Below are 15221 nucleotides of genomic sequence, written 5' to 3'. Positions count from 1 at the left end.
ACCGTTTACCAGCAGTTGGCGACGGTGTCGCCGGAGGCGGTCTTGACGTTGGCCTGGTTGATGCTCAGCGCGCCGCAGCTGTCCGCCGCCTGGACCGGCGTGGGCGTTGCGGTGAGGGTGAAGGCGCTGGCGCCCTGACCTGACAGCACCAGGGTATAGCGCGGGCTGGTGGCCTCGCGCGGCGAAGCGTTGTTCGGCAGGGCGAAACCGAGATAGGTGTTGTTGGCGGTATGGAAGCGCTCGGCCAGGCCGGCATACTCGGCCAGATCCGCCTTGGCCTGCGCCCGGTAGCTGCGCAGCACGTAGCGCGTATAGGACGGATAGGCGATCGCCGCCAGGATGGCGACCACCGCCACCACGATCATCAGCTCCACCAGGGTGAAGCCGCGCACGCGGTCGTGCTTGCTGGACATCGTCATTGCGCCTCTCTTCCCGGATTATTTCAGCTGACGCCAGGACTGACGCCCGCACGGCACGCTGCCGTACAGGCCGGTGACGCTGCCGTTGGCGATGCCGGCGACCGTGCACTGGCCGGTCTGCTGCGTGCCCGCGCTTTCCACGCCGCGCAGCCAGCCCAGCGACAGCACCGGCGCGGTCGAGGTGGCCGTGGCCGAGGTGTTGGAGGACGCGCTGGCGCTGACCGCGCCGCAGCTGGCGGTGCAGATCGCGTTGCCGTTGGCGTCGCTCAGTCCCGACATCGCCCCGCCGCCGGTCAGCACGCCCAGCCCGTAGAGCCAGTTCTCGCCGCCGCCCGAGCAGTTGTTGCCCACCGTGGGCGTATAGGTGGCGAAATACACCACGCCGCTGAGCAGATAAGGCGTGCCGATGAAGCGCTCGCCCTGCGCATCCGAGCCGACCTCCAGGTCCACATACCAGCCGCGGCTGTTGGCGTAGTTGACCGGGTTGCTCGACACCGCGCGCGCGGCGTAGTTGGACGAGGGCGAGCTGGTCGCGGTGACGCTCTGCCCGACCAGCGCCGAGCGGCCGCCGACCGGCGTGCCCAGGTTGTCCTGGATGCCGTACAGGCTCTGCACGCTGACGCTGGAGGCATCGCCGTTGACGAAGTAGCGGCCGGTGCCGAAGTACACCATGACCCCGCCGGCGCCGGAGGCGGCCTCCTTCAGCAGCAGATGGCCGGTGATCGGCTGCTCGTTGCCGTTCGCGTCGACGGCGCTGAACAGCGGTTTGCCGCCGAAGCCCACCGACCACGCGGTCGGATCGGTGGCACTGAGATCGAACTTCCACACGTTGCCGCGCAGGTCGCCGGCATAGACGGTGTCGGCCAGGCCCTGGCCGTTGCCCAGCGCGGCCACCGCCACGTTGACGATGCCGTTCTTGCCCAGGTACGCGCCCGCGGTCGGGGCCAGCCTGCTGATCACCTGGCCGGTGCCGACATCGACCACGTACAGCACCGGGTTGCCGTTCACCGAATTGGCGCCGTTGCCGAAGATCGCCACGAAGCGCACGCCGCTGCTGGTTTTGACCGGCACCACCACGGCCGACCCGAGCACCTGGCCCAGATTGGCATCGTTCTGGCCGGACAGCTCCCACAGCACGCTGGCCGCGCTGACCGCCGTGGGATCGGTGACGTCCAGCGCGAACACCGAGCCCTGCGGCAGCGTGCCGGCGTTGGTCTCGCTGGCACCGCCCGCGCCGGTGGACCCGATCGCCACGGTGCGCCAGGCGCCGCCGTAGTAGGCATCTCCCACCGACACCGGGCCGTCGACGTAATAGCGATGCTGGAAGCCGCTGGTGGCGTTGGTGGTGCTGGTCACCGGGTCGGCCAGTTCGCCCAGATGCTGGCGTGCGCTGTAGGGCACGAAGCCGAACAGCTCATTGCCGCCGTTGCCGGTGCTGGCGTCGAAGCCGTGCAGCATGCCGTCGTTGGCCCCCACGTAAACGGCCGGCGTGCGGCCGGCCTTCCTGGTCAGGAAGGCCTTGTAGCTGGTGGCCAGGCCGGTCAGCCCCGTGGCCGAGCCCCAGGCCGCGCCATAGCCGTAGTCGTCGGTCGGCAGCGAGACCACCGGGCCGGAATTGACGATGTCGCCCAGCCGCGAGGAACGCGTGCGCAGCGTGCTGTTGCTCTGCCCCTTCAGATACGCCAGCAGGCTGTCGACCGTGGTGCTGCCCAGCCAGGCCTGGGTATCGCTGTCGCCGGTGTTCAGACCCAGGGCCGCCATCTGCGCGGTCCGCGAGCCGCCGGGGATGTTGGTCGAGACCAGCGCGCCGGTCTTGACCGCCATGCTGACGCTGCCATCGCCCCGGATCAGGGTCGGCGCGATCGCGGTGAAGAGGTTGCGGCTGGTGTCCGGGCTGGCGACGGCGTCGAGCTTGTTGGCCGCCGACCACAGCCGGGCCTTGGTCTGCAGCGAGGTGGCGATGACATCGCCGGTCCAGTCGTTGTCGCTGCCCGCCGCGAACGAGGCGTAGACCGAAAACGCGCTGCTGTCGATGCTGCTGCTGGACGAACTGCCGGACACCGCCACCGCGCTGCTGGCGGCCGAATCGAAGATCTGCTGCAGGCGCGTCTTGAGCTTGGTCGGATCGCGCGCGAGGAAGTAACCATCCGGCGTGCCGCTGGTGGCGCTGTCCCATTCGCCCGCGTCGGGCTTGCCGTTGCCGTTGCGGTCGGTGAAGTTGCCGTACTTGGCCGCGAACCACAGCGGGTTCTGCAGCACGCCGGTATTGCCGCTGCCGGTATTGAACAGATAGACCTTGGGCCGGCTCCACCGGCCGTACTGCGCGCTGGTGGCGGTCAGGTAGGAGCCATCGTTGCTGCCCGGGCGCAGCAGATCGCGGTAGGTGCCGTCGGCACCGGAGCCGGTCACGGTGAAGCCGGAGAGCAGCGCGTTGCCCGCATAGGCCGACAGCAGCTCGACGCGCAGCATCATCTGGCCACCACCCACCGCCGGCTTGTCGCCGCTGCCGGTGCACAGGGCCGAATCCGAGCGCCAGCAGATGTCGTAGCCGGTATAGGTCGCATCGTTGACCCCACCGGTGCTGGTGCAGGCGCTGCCCACGCAGAAGCTGAGCATGGTGACCACGTCGTTGTCGTGGTCGTTGCCCCACAGCGAGTCCTCCCACACGATCTTGTAGCTGCCGGCGACCAGATTGCCGCTGCCGTCGTACTGCAGGTCGCGACCATAGACGTAGCGCGGCGAGACCTGTGAGGCGGTCTTGCCGGCGCCGATGTTGCCCAGCGTGCAGGTGCGCCAGCCGCTGCTGGTCGCGGTGGCCGAGCCATTGTTGTTGGCCTGGCACACCGGCGAGATGGTGATGAAGGAGCCACCGACCGGAATCCTGAAGGTGGGCAGGCTCTCGGCCATCTGCACCGCGTAGGTGCGCACCACGTTCTTGTAGCTGGCGGTCTTGCCGTTGCTGCCCACCAGGTCCGGACGCAGGTCGGTGGTGGCCGCCTTGAAGGCCAGGCCGGCGATGCGGTAGCTGCCTTCGGTGGAAGGCGCATCCGGGCACAGGCCCAGCACCTTGCCCAGGCTGGTCACCGTCTGCGACTGGCAGTAGTCGGCATAGGTGTCCGCGGGCGCGCCCACCGCCAGCGTATTGGTGATGCGGCCGGCGAAATAGCTGCCGCCGGTGATGCCCTCGTCATCGCCCACGGTCTTGGTCGCCGAGTCCGCATCCAGGCTGAGGCTGCTGCTCCTGCCGGTGACGGTGGGGATCTCGTCGCTGTCGAACGAAGGCACGCCGGAGGACAGCACCAGGATGCTGCAGCTGGAACAGTAGGAATAGCCCAGCCCGTTGCCGGAGGCCGCGCCGTAGGGATCCTTCCAGGTCAGCCCCACCGGAATGCTGCGCGCGCTGTCGGCGCTGCTGTTGGTGCCGAAGGCCGCGGTCTTGCTGCCGCCGGCGATGTACTTGAGCGCCTCGCCGTACATCTCCGCCAGCGGATTGCCCCAGGCGCTGCAGGCGTAGCCGGAACTGTTGCCCGGGTCGTTCAGATAGCCGTTGCCGGCGCCGGCGGGATAGCCGTTGCGGTTGAGGATGCCGTAGGTGCCGCAGTCGTTCCAGACCGAGCCGGTCCAGCCGACCGTGCTGGCGCCGTTCTTGTAGCTGATCGTGAAGTTGTCCACCGCCTTGACGATGCCCTCGTCGCCGGCGGCGGTGCCGATCAGGTAGCAGAAGCGCCCGTTCTGGGTGTTGACCTCATCGCCGGTGGCGCAGGCGCTGGTACCGTTGCCGGCGAAGCGCCCGATGTTCCGGCGCAGCACGCCGCCGGCGCGCGGCTGGTCGTAGGTACCGCTGATCAGGCCGAAGCGCAGCTTGCCGCTCTCGCCGTACTGCTGCAGCAGCCCGGCAGGCCGGTAGTAGGTGTAGGTGCCGTCGCTGTAGCTGCGGCAGAACGATTCGCGCAGGCTGGCATCGCTGTTGTCGCACACGTCCACGCGGACGCTGAAATCCTGCTTCACGCTGCTCGGGTCGTCGGTGGTCGAGCCCACCGTGCACTGGCTGTTCGAGGTGGCCGCCCATTCGGTATAGCTGCCGGCGGCCGCGCGCATCAGCGGCGCCCCGCCGACCGACAGCGAGGCGTTGCAGAAGGACATGGTGGAGGTGTACGGCGTGTACTGGCCGATGTCGCTGCCCGAATACACCTTCACCCAGGCATGCAGGTCATTGGGCACATAGGACCGCTCGAGGATGGTCTGGTAGGCGCCCTTGCTGCCGACCGTGTCGGTGCTGCGCTTGCCGCCGTACAGCACATAGCGCAGCAGGTCCAGCCGGCTCATCGTGGCCCAGTTGAGGAAGTTGCCCGACCAGGTCCCCGCGCACTGGTGCGCATTGGCCCCGCTGGCCGCGGCGGCCGCCTTGAACACCGAGCCGGTGTAGGCGTAGCAGAGATTGGGATCGAAGTAGCCGGAATAGCTGAAGGTGTCGGTATAGGTGGTGTCGATCCGCCCGTCGCCATCCAGGTCGGTGTAATCCGAGTAGGCGCGGTTGAACAGCTGCTCGTCGCGCGACATCACCATCATCATCAGCGGCGGCTCGCTGTCGCCCAGATACATCGGGCTCTGCGACATGGCGAAGTCGCTGGTGGACGCCAGCAGTGGCATGAACACCATCAGCAGCAGCGCGATCGCGGCCACGGCGCGCAACAGCCGCAGCGGAGCGCGGGCGGGCAGGTCCGGGGAGGTCATGGGATGTAGATCGTCTGGACGACCGCGGTCGCGGCCGGGCTGGAGGGCGTGTCGACGGCCAGCGAGGTGATCTCGTAGGCGCTGCCGACCGAACTTGCGTCGAGCGTGGCCCCCAGGTTGCTCGAGGTGCCGGTGGTGGCGTCGCAGACCAGGCGACGCACGTACACCGCATTGGCGGCGCCCTGCGTGCGCGACCACGCCAGGGCATCGAAGGTGCAGGCCGTGCTGTCCTTGGTCACCGTGAGGGCCGAGGCCTTCAGCGCGGCCTCCTTCTGCCTGGCCTGCGCCTCGGCGTTCTGGAAGGCCAGATCGGACTGGCGGTAGTTGGAGGCCATCTTTTCCTGCATCGAGGCCACCGTCATGCCGCTCAGCCCCAGCAGGGCCAGCAGCAACAGCATGACCAGGGCGACATACAGGATCGCGCCGGCCTGCCGGCCCGGCGTGCGCGGCGCACGGAGCTTGCGCTCAGTTTCCATAGAGGCGGTTCCGCAACGTAACGGTGGACTGGTAGACCGAGCGCGCGCGCGCATCGTCCGGCGTGATGAAGGTGACGCCCTGGGTGGTCAGGCGGTTGTCGGCCGTGGCCTGCGTGGCCGACGCAGGTTCCGGGCTGGCCATCACCAGCCCGATCTGCACACTGACCACCCGGCGCCAGGCCTTCTCCGGATCGCCCATCGAGGCATCGACCTGGGCCGAGGTCAGCAGTTGGGTCACCGCGCCGCTGGGCGTGGTGCCGGAGGCCTGATCCTGACCGTAGAGCAGCTGCATGTTCTCCACGCCTTCGACCAGTTCCTCGGACTGGGTGGTCAGCGCGCCGCCCGGCGCGGCGGTGAAGCGGACCCGATACAGCGATGGACGCTGGGTCTGGCTGTTGAGGCCGACGTAGTACACCTCGCTCTCGGCGCGATACAGCTCGGCCCCCTGCGGGAACTTGAAGTTGACGTTGGCCAGGCCGGCATTGAGCGCCGTCGCCCCCACCGACACGCTCGCCGCCGGAGACACGGCGGCGGCCTGGAAGACGATGGCGTTGTCGCAGGTGGTGATGCCGAACAGGCCTGGCGCCGCGATGCCGCCCTTGAACAGCGTCCAGTCCGCGGCGCTGGGCGAGATGGCGAACGTGGGGGTCGCGCCGTTGACCGCCGTGGCGATAGGCAGCCCCTGCCCTTCCAGATAGCGCAGCACCAGGATGTCGCTGCCGGCGACGCGGTTGGTCAAGGCGGCGGCGATCTGCGCGGGCAGCGCCGGGGTGAAGCTGCCGCCCACGGTGGGGGTGCTGCTCAGGGTCACCGTGGTCCCCGGCGTGGTCCCGTTCGCCCCATAGCCGCGCACGGCGAAGTTGAACTGCAGCGCGGCGTCGGCGCCGGCGCCGAAGGTGGTGCGCGTGGTCAACAGCGAGGATCCGTCGCGGGTCAGGATGGTGTCGCTGCTGCAGCCCATGTGCCCGGCCATGCGCAGGTCCCGGCTCAGGTAGTCCATGGCGAAGCGCCCGCCCTCCTGCAGGCGCGCCTGCGCCTTGGCCAGGCGATAGGCGTTGCTGGAGGCCGAGAAGACCTGCACCACGCCCAGCAGCAGCAGCAAGCCGATCAGCAGGGCGATCATCAGCTCGATCAGCGACAGGCCCGCCTGCCTGGAACGCGATGTCCGGCGAAGGCGGCTCATAGCGTCGTGCTCGTGCTGAAGACCTGCTGGCCAGTCGAGGCGGCGTTGCCGCGATCGTCGGTCCAGCTGATCGACACCGTCAGCGTCGTCGCATCGCCGCTGGGCGTCTGGGTGACGGTGGCCGAGGCATCGGCCCCGAGCGCGCGCCCCAGCTGGCATTGCCAGAGCGTCTTGAAGGTCGCCGCGGTCATCGCGCCTGTCGCCAGCGCGCAGGCGCTGGCGTCGGCGGTCCCGGTATACGTGGTGGCGTAGGCCGCGACGGACTTGCGATCCGCGCGCACCTGGTCCAGCAAGGTGTCGGCCAGTTGCGTGGCCTTGGTGCGGTAGTTGGCGCTCTCGGTGTAGCGCACGTTGACCACCTGCAGCATCGCGAAGCCGAGCAGTCCGACCGCCAGCACCAGCAGGGCGATCAGAACCTCCAGCAGGGTGAAGCCGCCCTGGTTTCGAGCGCGGGCACTCACCGGAAAGGTCACGACCTTCACGAGCAGGCTCCCGAGACCACCTTCACCGAGCCGGTCGCGGCCACGGTGATGTCGCGGCGCAGGCCCGCCGCGCCGCTCGCGCAGTCCACCGGCTGCAGGCTCAGCACCTGATCCACGCCGGAGGCGCGGCGCCCGCGCGAATCGAAGTTCACCACCGCCCCGCCGGTCCCGCTCAGCTGCAGCCGGTCGTTGCCGGCCTCGTAGCGCACCACCGGCTCGCCCGCGCTCAGGACGCCGTCGCCATTGGTGTCGTCCCACACCAGCCAGCCGCCGGACCAGCCGGCCGCGCAGCTGCTGCCGTCGGTGCTGGGACACAGCCCGGACGCCTGGATCGTGCGGATGGCCTCGGAGCGGGCCAGTGCTAGCCCCGCCACCAGCGAATTGGCCTGGGTCGTCAGCTGGGCCTGCTGGATGACCGACTTGAAGCTGGGAAAGGCGATGGCCGCCAGGATGGCGAGCACCACCACCACGACCATCAGCTCGAGCAGGGTGAAGCCCGCGCTCCCACCGCGCCATCCTCCCGCGCGCCAGGCCCTGGCCCCCCTTCCGAACCGTTCGCAAGCATCCACCGGCATGCCCCCCCTGCGCACGAGCCGGGCACCTCCACGGCTTGGCGAGCGCGGGCGCACGCTAATCCCGGCCAAGCCGCGGCCGATGTCCGTCTTTTGCGGCATGTGTCGCCGGCACGCAGCGCGGGCAAGCAACGGCAGGAGCGCGCCCGCGACACCGATGAGCGGTCGGCGGCGCGCCGCGAACGGAGGGCGCCCCCACGCCTGAGGACGCGCACGGTAGAATCGCCGTTCATGCACCAGACTGCCACCATGACTCCGCTCCCCACCCGTACCGGCCCGCGCGCGGCCATCCTGGCCTTGCTGGCCGCCGTGATGATCGCCACCCGCCTGCACCTGCCGGCGCTGTCCACGCACATCGGCGCGCTGCCAGACGCCTCCTGGGCGGTGTTCTTCATGGCCGGGTTCTACCTGCGCGGTTGGTCGCGCTGGGCCTTCCCGCTGTTCATGGCGCTGGCGGTGGGCGTGGACTACGCGGTCATCACCGGCCAGGGCCTGGAGTTCTGGAAGCACTACTGCGTCTCGCCGGCCTACTGGTGCCTGGTGCCGGCCTATATGGCCCTGTGGCTCGGCGGCAGCCTGACCGCGCGCGCCGCCGTCCGCCTGCGCCAGGAGCGCACCCTCGGCGTGGCCGTGGTGGCGCTGGTGGCCTCGGTGGCGGTCTGCCACCTGATCAGCCAGGGCAGCTTCTACTGGCTCAGCGACAGCGTGCCGCAGCCGGCGACGCTGGCCGGCTGGTGGAAGAACTACTCCGACTGGTTCTGGCCCTTCCTGCGCAGCACCGCCATCTACGTCGGCCTGGGCGTGATCGTCCATGTGGGCGTGCAGCAGGTCGTGCGCCTGGCCCGACCGCAGGACCGCACCGCCGGCTGAAGCCGGCGCGCCGCGCATGGGACACCGCCTGTCGCGCATCTATACGCGGACCGGAGACGACGGCACCACCGGCCTGGGCGACGGCAGCCGCACCGGCAAGGATTCGGCCCGGGTGAGCGCCTACGGCACCGTGGACGAGGCCAACTCGGCCATCGGCGTGGTGCTGGCCGCGCCCGGCGTGGCCAACGACATCCAGGCGCTGCTGACCACGGTCCAGCACCAGCTGTTCGACCTGGGCGGCGAGCTGTGCATCCCGGGCCATGCGGCCATCACCGCGGCCGACGTGGACGCGCTGGAGCGCCAGCTGGACGGTTACAACGAGCACCTGCCGCCGCTGAAGGATTTCATCCTGCCGGCCGGCGGTGAGGCGGCCGCGCGCTGCCACCTGGCCCGCACCATCGTGCGCCGGGCCGAACGCGAGACCGTGGCGCTGTCGCGCCTGGAGCCGGTGCGGCCGGAGGCGATCGGCTATCTCAACCGGCTCTCGGACCTGCTGTTCGTGCTCGCCCGCGTGCTGGCCCGCGCCGATGGCGCCGGCGAAGTGCTGTGGGACCACCGGCGCCGGCTCGCCGCGCCGTGATCATCCTGACCCACCCGGCCTGCCTGGGCCACGACCCCGGCCCCGAGCATCCCGAACGCCAGGCCAGGCTGGAGGTCGTGCTCGAGGCGCTGCGCCGCGACCACGGCGACCTGGACTGGCGGGAGGCGCCCTCGGCCAAGCTCGGCGACCTGCGCCGGGTCCACACGCCCGAGCACATCCAGGCGGTGATGGAACACGATTTCAGCGGGCATGTGATGCTCGACCCGGACACGGTGGTCAGCCCGGGCTCGCGCGCCGCGGCGCTGCGTGCCGCCGGGGCGGTGATCGCCGCGGTCGATGCGGTGATGGACGGGCGCGACCCGGTCGCCTTCTGCGCAGTGCGCCCGCCCGGCCACCACGCCACCGCCAGCACGGCGATGGGCTTCTGCCTGCTCAACAACATCGCCATCGGCGCGGCCTATGCCTGCGAGCACCACCGGCTGGAGCGCGTGGCGGTGGTGGATTTCGATGTGCACCACGGCAACGGCACCCAGGCCATCTTCCAGGACGACCCGCGGGTGGCCTACTTCAGCAGCCACGAGTCGGGGCTGTTCCCCTACAGCGGGGCCCCGTCCGAACGCGGCGTCGGCAATGTGCTCAACGCCCTGCTGCCGCCGGGCAGCGGCAGCTTCGCCTTCCGCAACCTGTGGGAGGACCGGATGCTGCCGGCGATCGAGGCCTTCCGTCCGCAGCTGGTGATGATCTCGGCCGGGTTCGACGCCCATATGCGCGATCCGCTGGCCGACCTGATGCTGGACACCGAGGATTTCGACTGGATCACCCGGCGCCTGCGCCAGATCGCGCAGACCCACGCCGGCGGCCGCATCGTCTCGGCGCTGGAGGGCGGCTACGACCTGGACGCCCTGCGCGAGTGCGCCAGCGCGCACGTAGCGGCGCTGCGCTGACGGCCGCCGGGCCTGCCCTGAACCCGAGCCGGCCGTTGTCGGCGCGTCTTCATTGCCCCGTCCATCCCGATACGGCAAGCTAACGGCCGTTTTTCGTCCGGATTCCCCAACGCGTGCGCCGAGCCTTTCGCCTGCTGCCCATTCCGTTCAGCATTGCCCTGGCCCTGCCGGCCATGGCCGCGGATGAAAAACCCGTCAGCTACGCGCTGTGCCCGGTCCAGGATGCGATCCCCGCCTTCGACGGGGCGCCTGCCGCCGTCGCGCCGAAGGACCAGGCCGCCCAGCGCCAGCAGAGCCAGCTGCTGCCCACCGATGTGACCGGCGACACGCTCAACGGCAACAACATCGACGGCACCGCCAACTACCAGGGCAATGTGCGCCTGATCCGTGGCGATCAGTTCCTCAATGCCGACAACCTCTTCCTCAACCAGGAAGAAGGCACCTACACCGCCGACGGCAACGTGCGCTACCAGGACTCGGGCATCCGCGTCATCGCCAAGCGTGCCAGCGGCAATCAGAACGACGACTCGCATCATATCGAGGACGTGCAGTACCAGCTGATCTCCCGCCGCGGCAACGGCGTGGCCGACACGATCAACATGGTCGGCCCGCAGGGCGAGCTGATGGGCTCGACCTATACCACCTGCGACCCGGAAGACCCGGCCTGGCAGCGCTGGTACCTGCGCTCGCGCGAGATCGACGTCAACACCGACGAAGGCTTCGCCACCGCGCACCACGCGGTGGTGCGCATCGGCAGCGTGCCGATCCTGTACGCGCCCTGGTTCAAGTTCCCGATCGACGACCGCCGCCAGACCGGCCTGCTGTTCCCGCGCGTGGGCCTGTCGGGCAAGAACGGCCTGAGCTACGAGCAGCCGATCTACCTCAACCTGGCGCCCAACTACGACTCCACGCTGTATCCGCGCTACATGAGCGACCGCGGCGTGGTGTTCGGTGGCGAGTTCCGCTACCTCTACCACGGCGGCGAAGGCAAGCTGGAAGGCGCCTGGATGCCCAGCGACGACCTGGTCCGCCGCCGCGCCCGCGACTACGCCAACGCCCTGCCCGGCAGCGGCGACGAGAACATCTACAACGATCCGCTGCAGGACAAGAACCGCGGCTTCTTCCGTTTCCGCGGCCATCACGACCTCAGCAGCACCTGGCAGGCCCGCGCCGACTTCTCCTGGATCAGCGACTCGCGCTATCTGGAGGACAACGGCGGCATCTCCAACGGCACCAACGGCGGCTACGGCTATGCCACCTCGGCCCTGACCAGCACCGTGGGCATCTACGGGCGCTCCCAGTACTGGAACGCCGGCGCCGAGACGATCACCTACACCTCGGCCGACTACACCGTCGACAAGGCCACCCTGCCCTACAACAGCCTGCCGCGGCTGTTCTTCAACTACGACCGGCCGGTGCTGGACTGGCTGACCGTGGGCTTCAAGAGCGACCTGAGCCGCTTCGACCACAGCGAGAAGGATGGCGGCAGCCGCCTGGACCTCAAGCCCTATGTGTCGCTGCCGTTGCGCGGCGCGGCGTGGTTCATCGAGCCGGGCCTGGCCTATCGCTACACCGCCTATCACCTGGAGCAGGGCCTGGCCGACCAGCTCGGCGGCGACCGCTCGCCGACCCGCTCCACGCCCATCGCCACGGTGGACGCCGGGCTGTTCTTCGACCGCGACACGCAGTGGGGCGACACGCCCTACCTGCAGACGCTGGAGCCGCGGCTGTACTACCTCAACGTGCCCTACCGCAACCAGAACAACCTGCCGCTGTTCGACACCGGCGACATGACCTATAGCTGGGGCCAGCTGTTCCGCGACAACCGCTTCTCCGGCGCCGACCGCCAGACCGATGCCAACCAGCTGACCCTGGCGCTGACCAGCCGCAGCATCCGCCAGACCGACGGCCTGGAGAAGTTCAACATCAGCCTGGGCCAGATCCTCTATTTCGAGGATTCCAATGTCCTGCTGAACCAGAACTCGCAGCCGATCGAGAAGGGCAAGTCGGCCTGGATCGTCGACTCCAACTACATGCCCACCGACCGCTGGACGCTGGGCGCGTCCTACCAGTACGACGCCAAGAACAGCCGCGCCGACCTGATCAGCTTCCGTTCGCGCTATCTGATCGGCAACGACGGCGTGGTCAACCTGTCCTACCGCTACCGCCGCGACCTGCTCAAGCAGGCCGACCTGTCCTTCCTCTACCCGATCAACCCGGTGTGGAGCGTGGTCGGGCGCTACTACTACTCCTTCCAGGACAACAAGGTGCTGGAAGCGATCGGCGGCGTGCAGTGGGACAGCTGCTGCCTGGCCGTGCGCCTGCTCGGCCGCCATTACGTGCGCAATCGCCAAGGCGATTCGGACAACCAGATCCAGATGGAGTTCGTGCTCAAGGGCCTGTCCTCGCTGGGCCAGAACACGGACAAGACCTTGCGCCGTGGTATTCTCGGCTATTACCGCGACGACCTGTATCTGGTGCCTCCCAGCGTCGCCGCCCCGGATCTCGACGACAACGACGACACCGGTTCCGATCCGTTCTGAAGACATCCATGACCATTCGATCCCTTTTCGTTGCCGGCCTGCTGGCCGCTACCGTCATCGCGCCGCTGCGCGCGCAGGAATCCCAGCCGCTGGACGGCATCGCCGCCGTGGTCAACGAGGACGTGGTGCTGAAGAGCGAGCTGGACCGCGCCGTGGCCAACGTCCAGGCCCAGTACGCCAGCAACCCCGCCCAGCTGCCGCCGCCTGAAGTGCTGCGCCGGCAGGTGCTCGAGCGCCTGGTGCTGGTCAAGCTGCAGGTCGCCCGCGCCCAGGAAAACGGCATCAGCGTCAGCGACGAGGAAGTCAACAGCGCCGTGGCCAGCGTGGCCCAGCAGAACAACACCACCGTCGACGGCCTGCGCCAGCGCCTGGCCGCCGAAGGCCTGTCCTTCGACGAGTTCCGCAGCTCGCTGCGCGACGAGATCACCGTCCAGCGTCTGCGCCAGAGCTACGGCCAAAGCCGCATCCGGGTCAGCGAGGCCGAGGTCGACGCCGCGCTCAAGGCCCAGGCCAACGGCGGCGTGCAGTACCACCTGGCGCACATCCTGATCGGCCTGCCCGAGGGCGCCACAGCCGAGCAGATCGCCACTGGCCAGAAGAAGGCCGAGGGCGTCAAGAGCCTGCTGGACCGCAACGAGATGGACTTCTCGGCCGCGGCCGTGCGCTATTCGGACAGCCCCAACGCGCTGGAAGGCGGCGATCTGGGCTGGCGCAGCCTGGACGAGATCCCGGTGGCCTTCGTCGACACGCTCAAGAGCATGCAGGCCGGCCAGGTGGTCGGCCCGATCCGCGGCCCGTCCGGCTTCCAGCTGCTCAAGCTGGTGGAGACCCGCGACGCCTCGCAGGCGCCCAGCCAGATGACCACCGAGTACCACGCCCGCCACATCCTGGTGCGCGTCACGCCGGTGCAGGACGCCGCGGCGGCCAAGGCCAAGATCGACACCCTGCGCGCCCGCATCGCCGGCGGCGCGGACTTCGCCGAGCTGGCCAAGGCCGACTCCGAGGACGCCAACACCAAGAACGATGGCGGCGACCTGGGCTGGTTCACCGCCGACCAGTTCGGCCCGGACTTCGGCCAGCGCCTGACCGCGCTGAAGGACGGCGAGGTCAGCGAGCCCTTCCGTACCGAGGCCGGCTGGCACATCGTCCAGCGCGAAGGCACCCGCCAGACCGACGTGACCGATCAGAACCGCCGTGCCCAGGTGCGCGACACGATCGGCCGGCGCAAGCTGGAAGAGGAATACAACCGCTACCTGCTGGAGCTGCGCGGCGAAGCCTACGTCAGCTTCCGCACCGGCGACCCGGCGATCGACAACGCCACGCCGGATACCGCGATGAGCGCCCCGGGCGCCGCCGAGGAAGCGGCCCGTGCCGGCAAGAAGCAGCGCGGCGGCGACAACAACGACATGCCCGGCTCGGCCTCGTCCAGCCAGATGCCGTAAGGCCGCCAGGGTGATGCGGCCCGACCTGGCGCTCGTCCCCGGCGAGCCGGCCGGGATCGGGCCGGAACTTTGCATCCGGCTGGTCCAGCAGCCGCGTCAGGACTGCCGGCTGGTCGCCTTCGGCGATGCCGACACCCTGCACGCGGCGGCCCAGGCGCTGGCGCTGCCGCTGAACCTGCTGCCTGCCGACGCGCAGCCCCAGGCGCCGGGCGACCTGGCCTTCGTGCCGGTACCCAACGCGGTGCCCAGCCGCTTCGGCAGGACCGATCCGCGCAACGCGGCCGCGGTCATCGACGCCCTGCTCGCCGCGGCCGACGGCTGCATCGCCGGCCGCTTCGCCGGCGTGGTCACCGGCCCCGTGCACAAGGCGGTGATCAACGAAGGCGGCATCGCCTATACCGGCACCACCGAACTGCTGGCCCACCACGCCGGCCGCGCGGTGGTGATGATGCTGGCCAACCAGATCGTGCGCGTGGCGCTGGTCACCACCCACTTGCCGCTGCGCGCGGTGCCCGATGCCATTACCGAGGCCGCCCTGCGCCACGCCGTGCACACCACCGCGCAGGCGCTGCGCGAGGACTTCGGCATCGCCCGTCCGCGCCTGTGCGTGCTCGGCCTGAACCCGCACGCCGGTGAGGAAGGCCACCTGGGCCGCGAGGAGCTGGACCTGATCATCCCGACGCTGGCGCGCTTGCGTGGGGAAGACCTGGAGCTGATCGGCCCGCTGCCGGCCGACACGGCCTTCCTGCCCGACAAGCTGGCCGGCTTCGACGCGGTGCTGGCGATGTATCACGACCAGGGCCTGCCGGTGCTCAAGTACAGCGGCTTCGAGCAGGCCGTGAACCTCACCCTGGGACTGCCCTACCCGCGCGTGGCGGTCGATCACGGCACCGCGCTGGCGCTGGCCGGCCAGGGCGTGGCCGACCCGTCCAGCCTGTTCGCCGCGGTGCGCACCTGCGCGGCGATGGCCGCGCGCAGGCGCACACGGTGAGCTCAGCGGCAAGCCCCCGCCTGG

12 protein-coding genes are annotated in these 15221 nt (G+C 69.5%); 6 read left to right on the top strand and 6 right to left on the bottom strand.

The features are described 5' to 3' along the window. Positions 1-5: 5 nt before the first annotated feature. From MWN52_RS07020 to MWN52_RS06995, 6 genes are read right to left on the bottom strand one after another with little or no spacing between them, the layout of a single operon-like run. On the bottom strand, positions 6-419 hold the full coding sequence (locus MWN52_RS07020; RefSeq protein WP_286577212.1) for a type IV pilin protein: 414 nt from the start codon (positions 417-419) through the stop codon (positions 6-8). A gap of 18 nt (positions 420-437) precedes the next feature. Next, positions 438-5153, bottom strand: a complete 4716-nt coding sequence (locus MWN52_RS07015) for a pilus assembly protein (protein WP_286577209.1) — start codon at positions 5151-5153, stop codon at positions 438-440. After that, entirely contained in the window at positions 5150-5629 is a 480-nt protein-coding gene (locus MWN52_RS07010) for a pilus assembly PilX family protein (protein WP_131660059.1), read from the bottom strand. Before MWN52_RS07010 ends, MWN52_RS07015 begins: the two co-directional genes overlap by 4 nt. Beyond that, a complete protein-coding gene (locus MWN52_RS07005) occupies positions 5619-6812 on the bottom strand; it encodes a PilW family protein (protein ID WP_130519220.1) in 1194 nt (397 codons plus the stop codon). Before MWN52_RS07005 ends, MWN52_RS07010 begins: the two co-directional genes overlap by 11 nt. Beyond that, the gene (gene pilV / locus MWN52_RS07000) at positions 6809-7294 is read right to left on the bottom strand and encodes a type IV pilus modification protein PilV (RefSeq protein WP_235872411.1); all 486 of its coding nucleotides are present in this window, start codon (positions 7292-7294) and stop codon (positions 6809-6811) included. The genes MWN52_RS07005 and pilV overlap by 4 nt, the downstream gene beginning before the upstream one ends. Next, complete coding sequence (locus MWN52_RS06995; protein WP_425608090.1) at positions 7291-7770, bottom strand: GspH/FimT family protein; 480 nt, start codon at positions 7768-7770, stop codon at positions 7291-7293. Before MWN52_RS06995 ends, pilV begins: the two co-directional genes overlap by 4 nt. 345 nt (positions 7771-8115) lie before the next feature. Here MWN52_RS06995 and MWN52_RS06990 point away from each other — a divergent pair, with 345 nt between their 5' ends. The 6 genes from MWN52_RS06990 to pdxA all read left to right on the top strand — a co-directional run bounded on the left by MWN52_RS06990 (position 8116) and on the right by pdxA (position 15197). Beyond that, positions 8116-8736 carry a hypothetical protein gene (locus MWN52_RS06990; protein ID WP_286577206.1) on the top strand — a complete coding sequence of 207 codons (621 nt, stop codon included), beginning with the start codon at positions 8116-8118 and terminating at the stop codon, positions 8734-8736. Between the two features lie 16 nt (positions 8737-8752). Continuing rightward, complete coding sequence (locus tag MWN52_RS06985; protein ID WP_130523606.1) at positions 8753-9316, top strand: cob(I)yrinic acid a,c-diamide adenosyltransferase; 564 nt, start codon at positions 8753-8755, stop codon at positions 9314-9316. Further along, positions 9313-10221, top strand: a complete 909-nt coding sequence (locus tag MWN52_RS06980; protein WP_130529370.1) for a histone deacetylase family protein — start codon at positions 9313-9315, stop codon at positions 10219-10221. The genes MWN52_RS06985 and MWN52_RS06980 overlap by 4 nt, the downstream gene beginning before the upstream one ends. Positions 10222-10334: 113 nt before the next feature. Beyond that, complete coding sequence (lptD, locus tag MWN52_RS06975) at positions 10335-12764, top strand: LPS assembly protein LptD (RefSeq protein ID WP_130523604.1); 2430 nt, start codon at positions 10335-10337, stop codon at positions 12762-12764. Between the two features lie 8 nt (positions 12765-12772). Beyond that, positions 12773-14206, top strand: a complete 1434-nt coding sequence (locus MWN52_RS06970; RefSeq protein ID WP_130519232.1) for a peptidylprolyl isomerase — start codon at positions 12773-12775, stop codon at positions 14204-14206. A gap of 10 nt (positions 14207-14216) precedes the next feature. Beyond that, on the top strand, positions 14217-15197 hold the full coding sequence (gene pdxA, locus MWN52_RS06965; protein ID WP_286577202.1) for a 4-hydroxythreonine-4-phosphate dehydrogenase PdxA: 981 nt from the start codon (positions 14217-14219) through the stop codon (positions 15195-15197). The last annotated feature ends 24 nt before the right edge of the window (positions 15198-15221 follow it).

Origin of the sequence: Pseudoxanthomonas winnipegensis (assembly GCF_030322905.1) — a bacterium.
Taxonomy (GTDB): Bacteria; Pseudomonadota; Gammaproteobacteria; order Xanthomonadales; family Xanthomonadaceae; genus Pseudoxanthomonas_A; species Pseudoxanthomonas_A winnipegensis.
Note: the sequence above shows the minus strand (reverse complement) of the source record. Positions and strands in the feature narration are given on the sequence as shown.

Excerpts from the sequence above, each read along its gene's own strand:
- MWN52_RS07010 (WP_131660059.1), bottom strand. The coding sequence starts at position 5,629 with ATGGAAACTGAGCGCAAGCTCCGTGCGCCGCGCACGCCGGGCCGGCAG.
- MWN52_RS06985 (WP_130523606.1), top strand. The coding sequence starts at position 8,753 with ATGGGACACCGCCTGTCGCGCATCTATACGCGGACCGGAGACGACGGC.
- MWN52_RS06995 (WP_425608090.1), bottom strand. The coding sequence starts at position 7,770 with ATGGTCGTGGTGGTGGTGCTCGCCATCCTGGCGGCCATCGCCTTTCCC.
- MWN52_RS06970 (WP_130519232.1), top strand. The coding sequence starts at position 12,773 with ATGACCATTCGATCCCTTTTCGTTGCCGGCCTGCTGGCCGCTACCGTC.
- MWN52_RS07020 (WP_286577212.1), bottom strand. The coding sequence starts at position 419 with ATGACGATGTCCAGCAAGCACGACCGCGTGCGCGGCTTCACCCTGGTG.
- MWN52_RS07015 (WP_286577209.1), bottom strand. The coding sequence starts at position 5,153 with ATGACCTCCCCGGACCTGCCCGCCCGCGCTCCGCTGCGGCTGTTGCGC.
- MWN52_RS06990 (WP_286577206.1), top strand. The coding sequence starts at position 8,116 with ATGACTCCGCTCCCCACCCGTACCGGCCCGCGCGCGGCCATCCTGGCC.
- MWN52_RS07005 (WP_130519220.1), bottom strand. The coding sequence starts at position 6,812 with ATGAGCCGCCTTCGCCGGACATCGCGTTCCAGGCAGGCGGGCCTGTCG.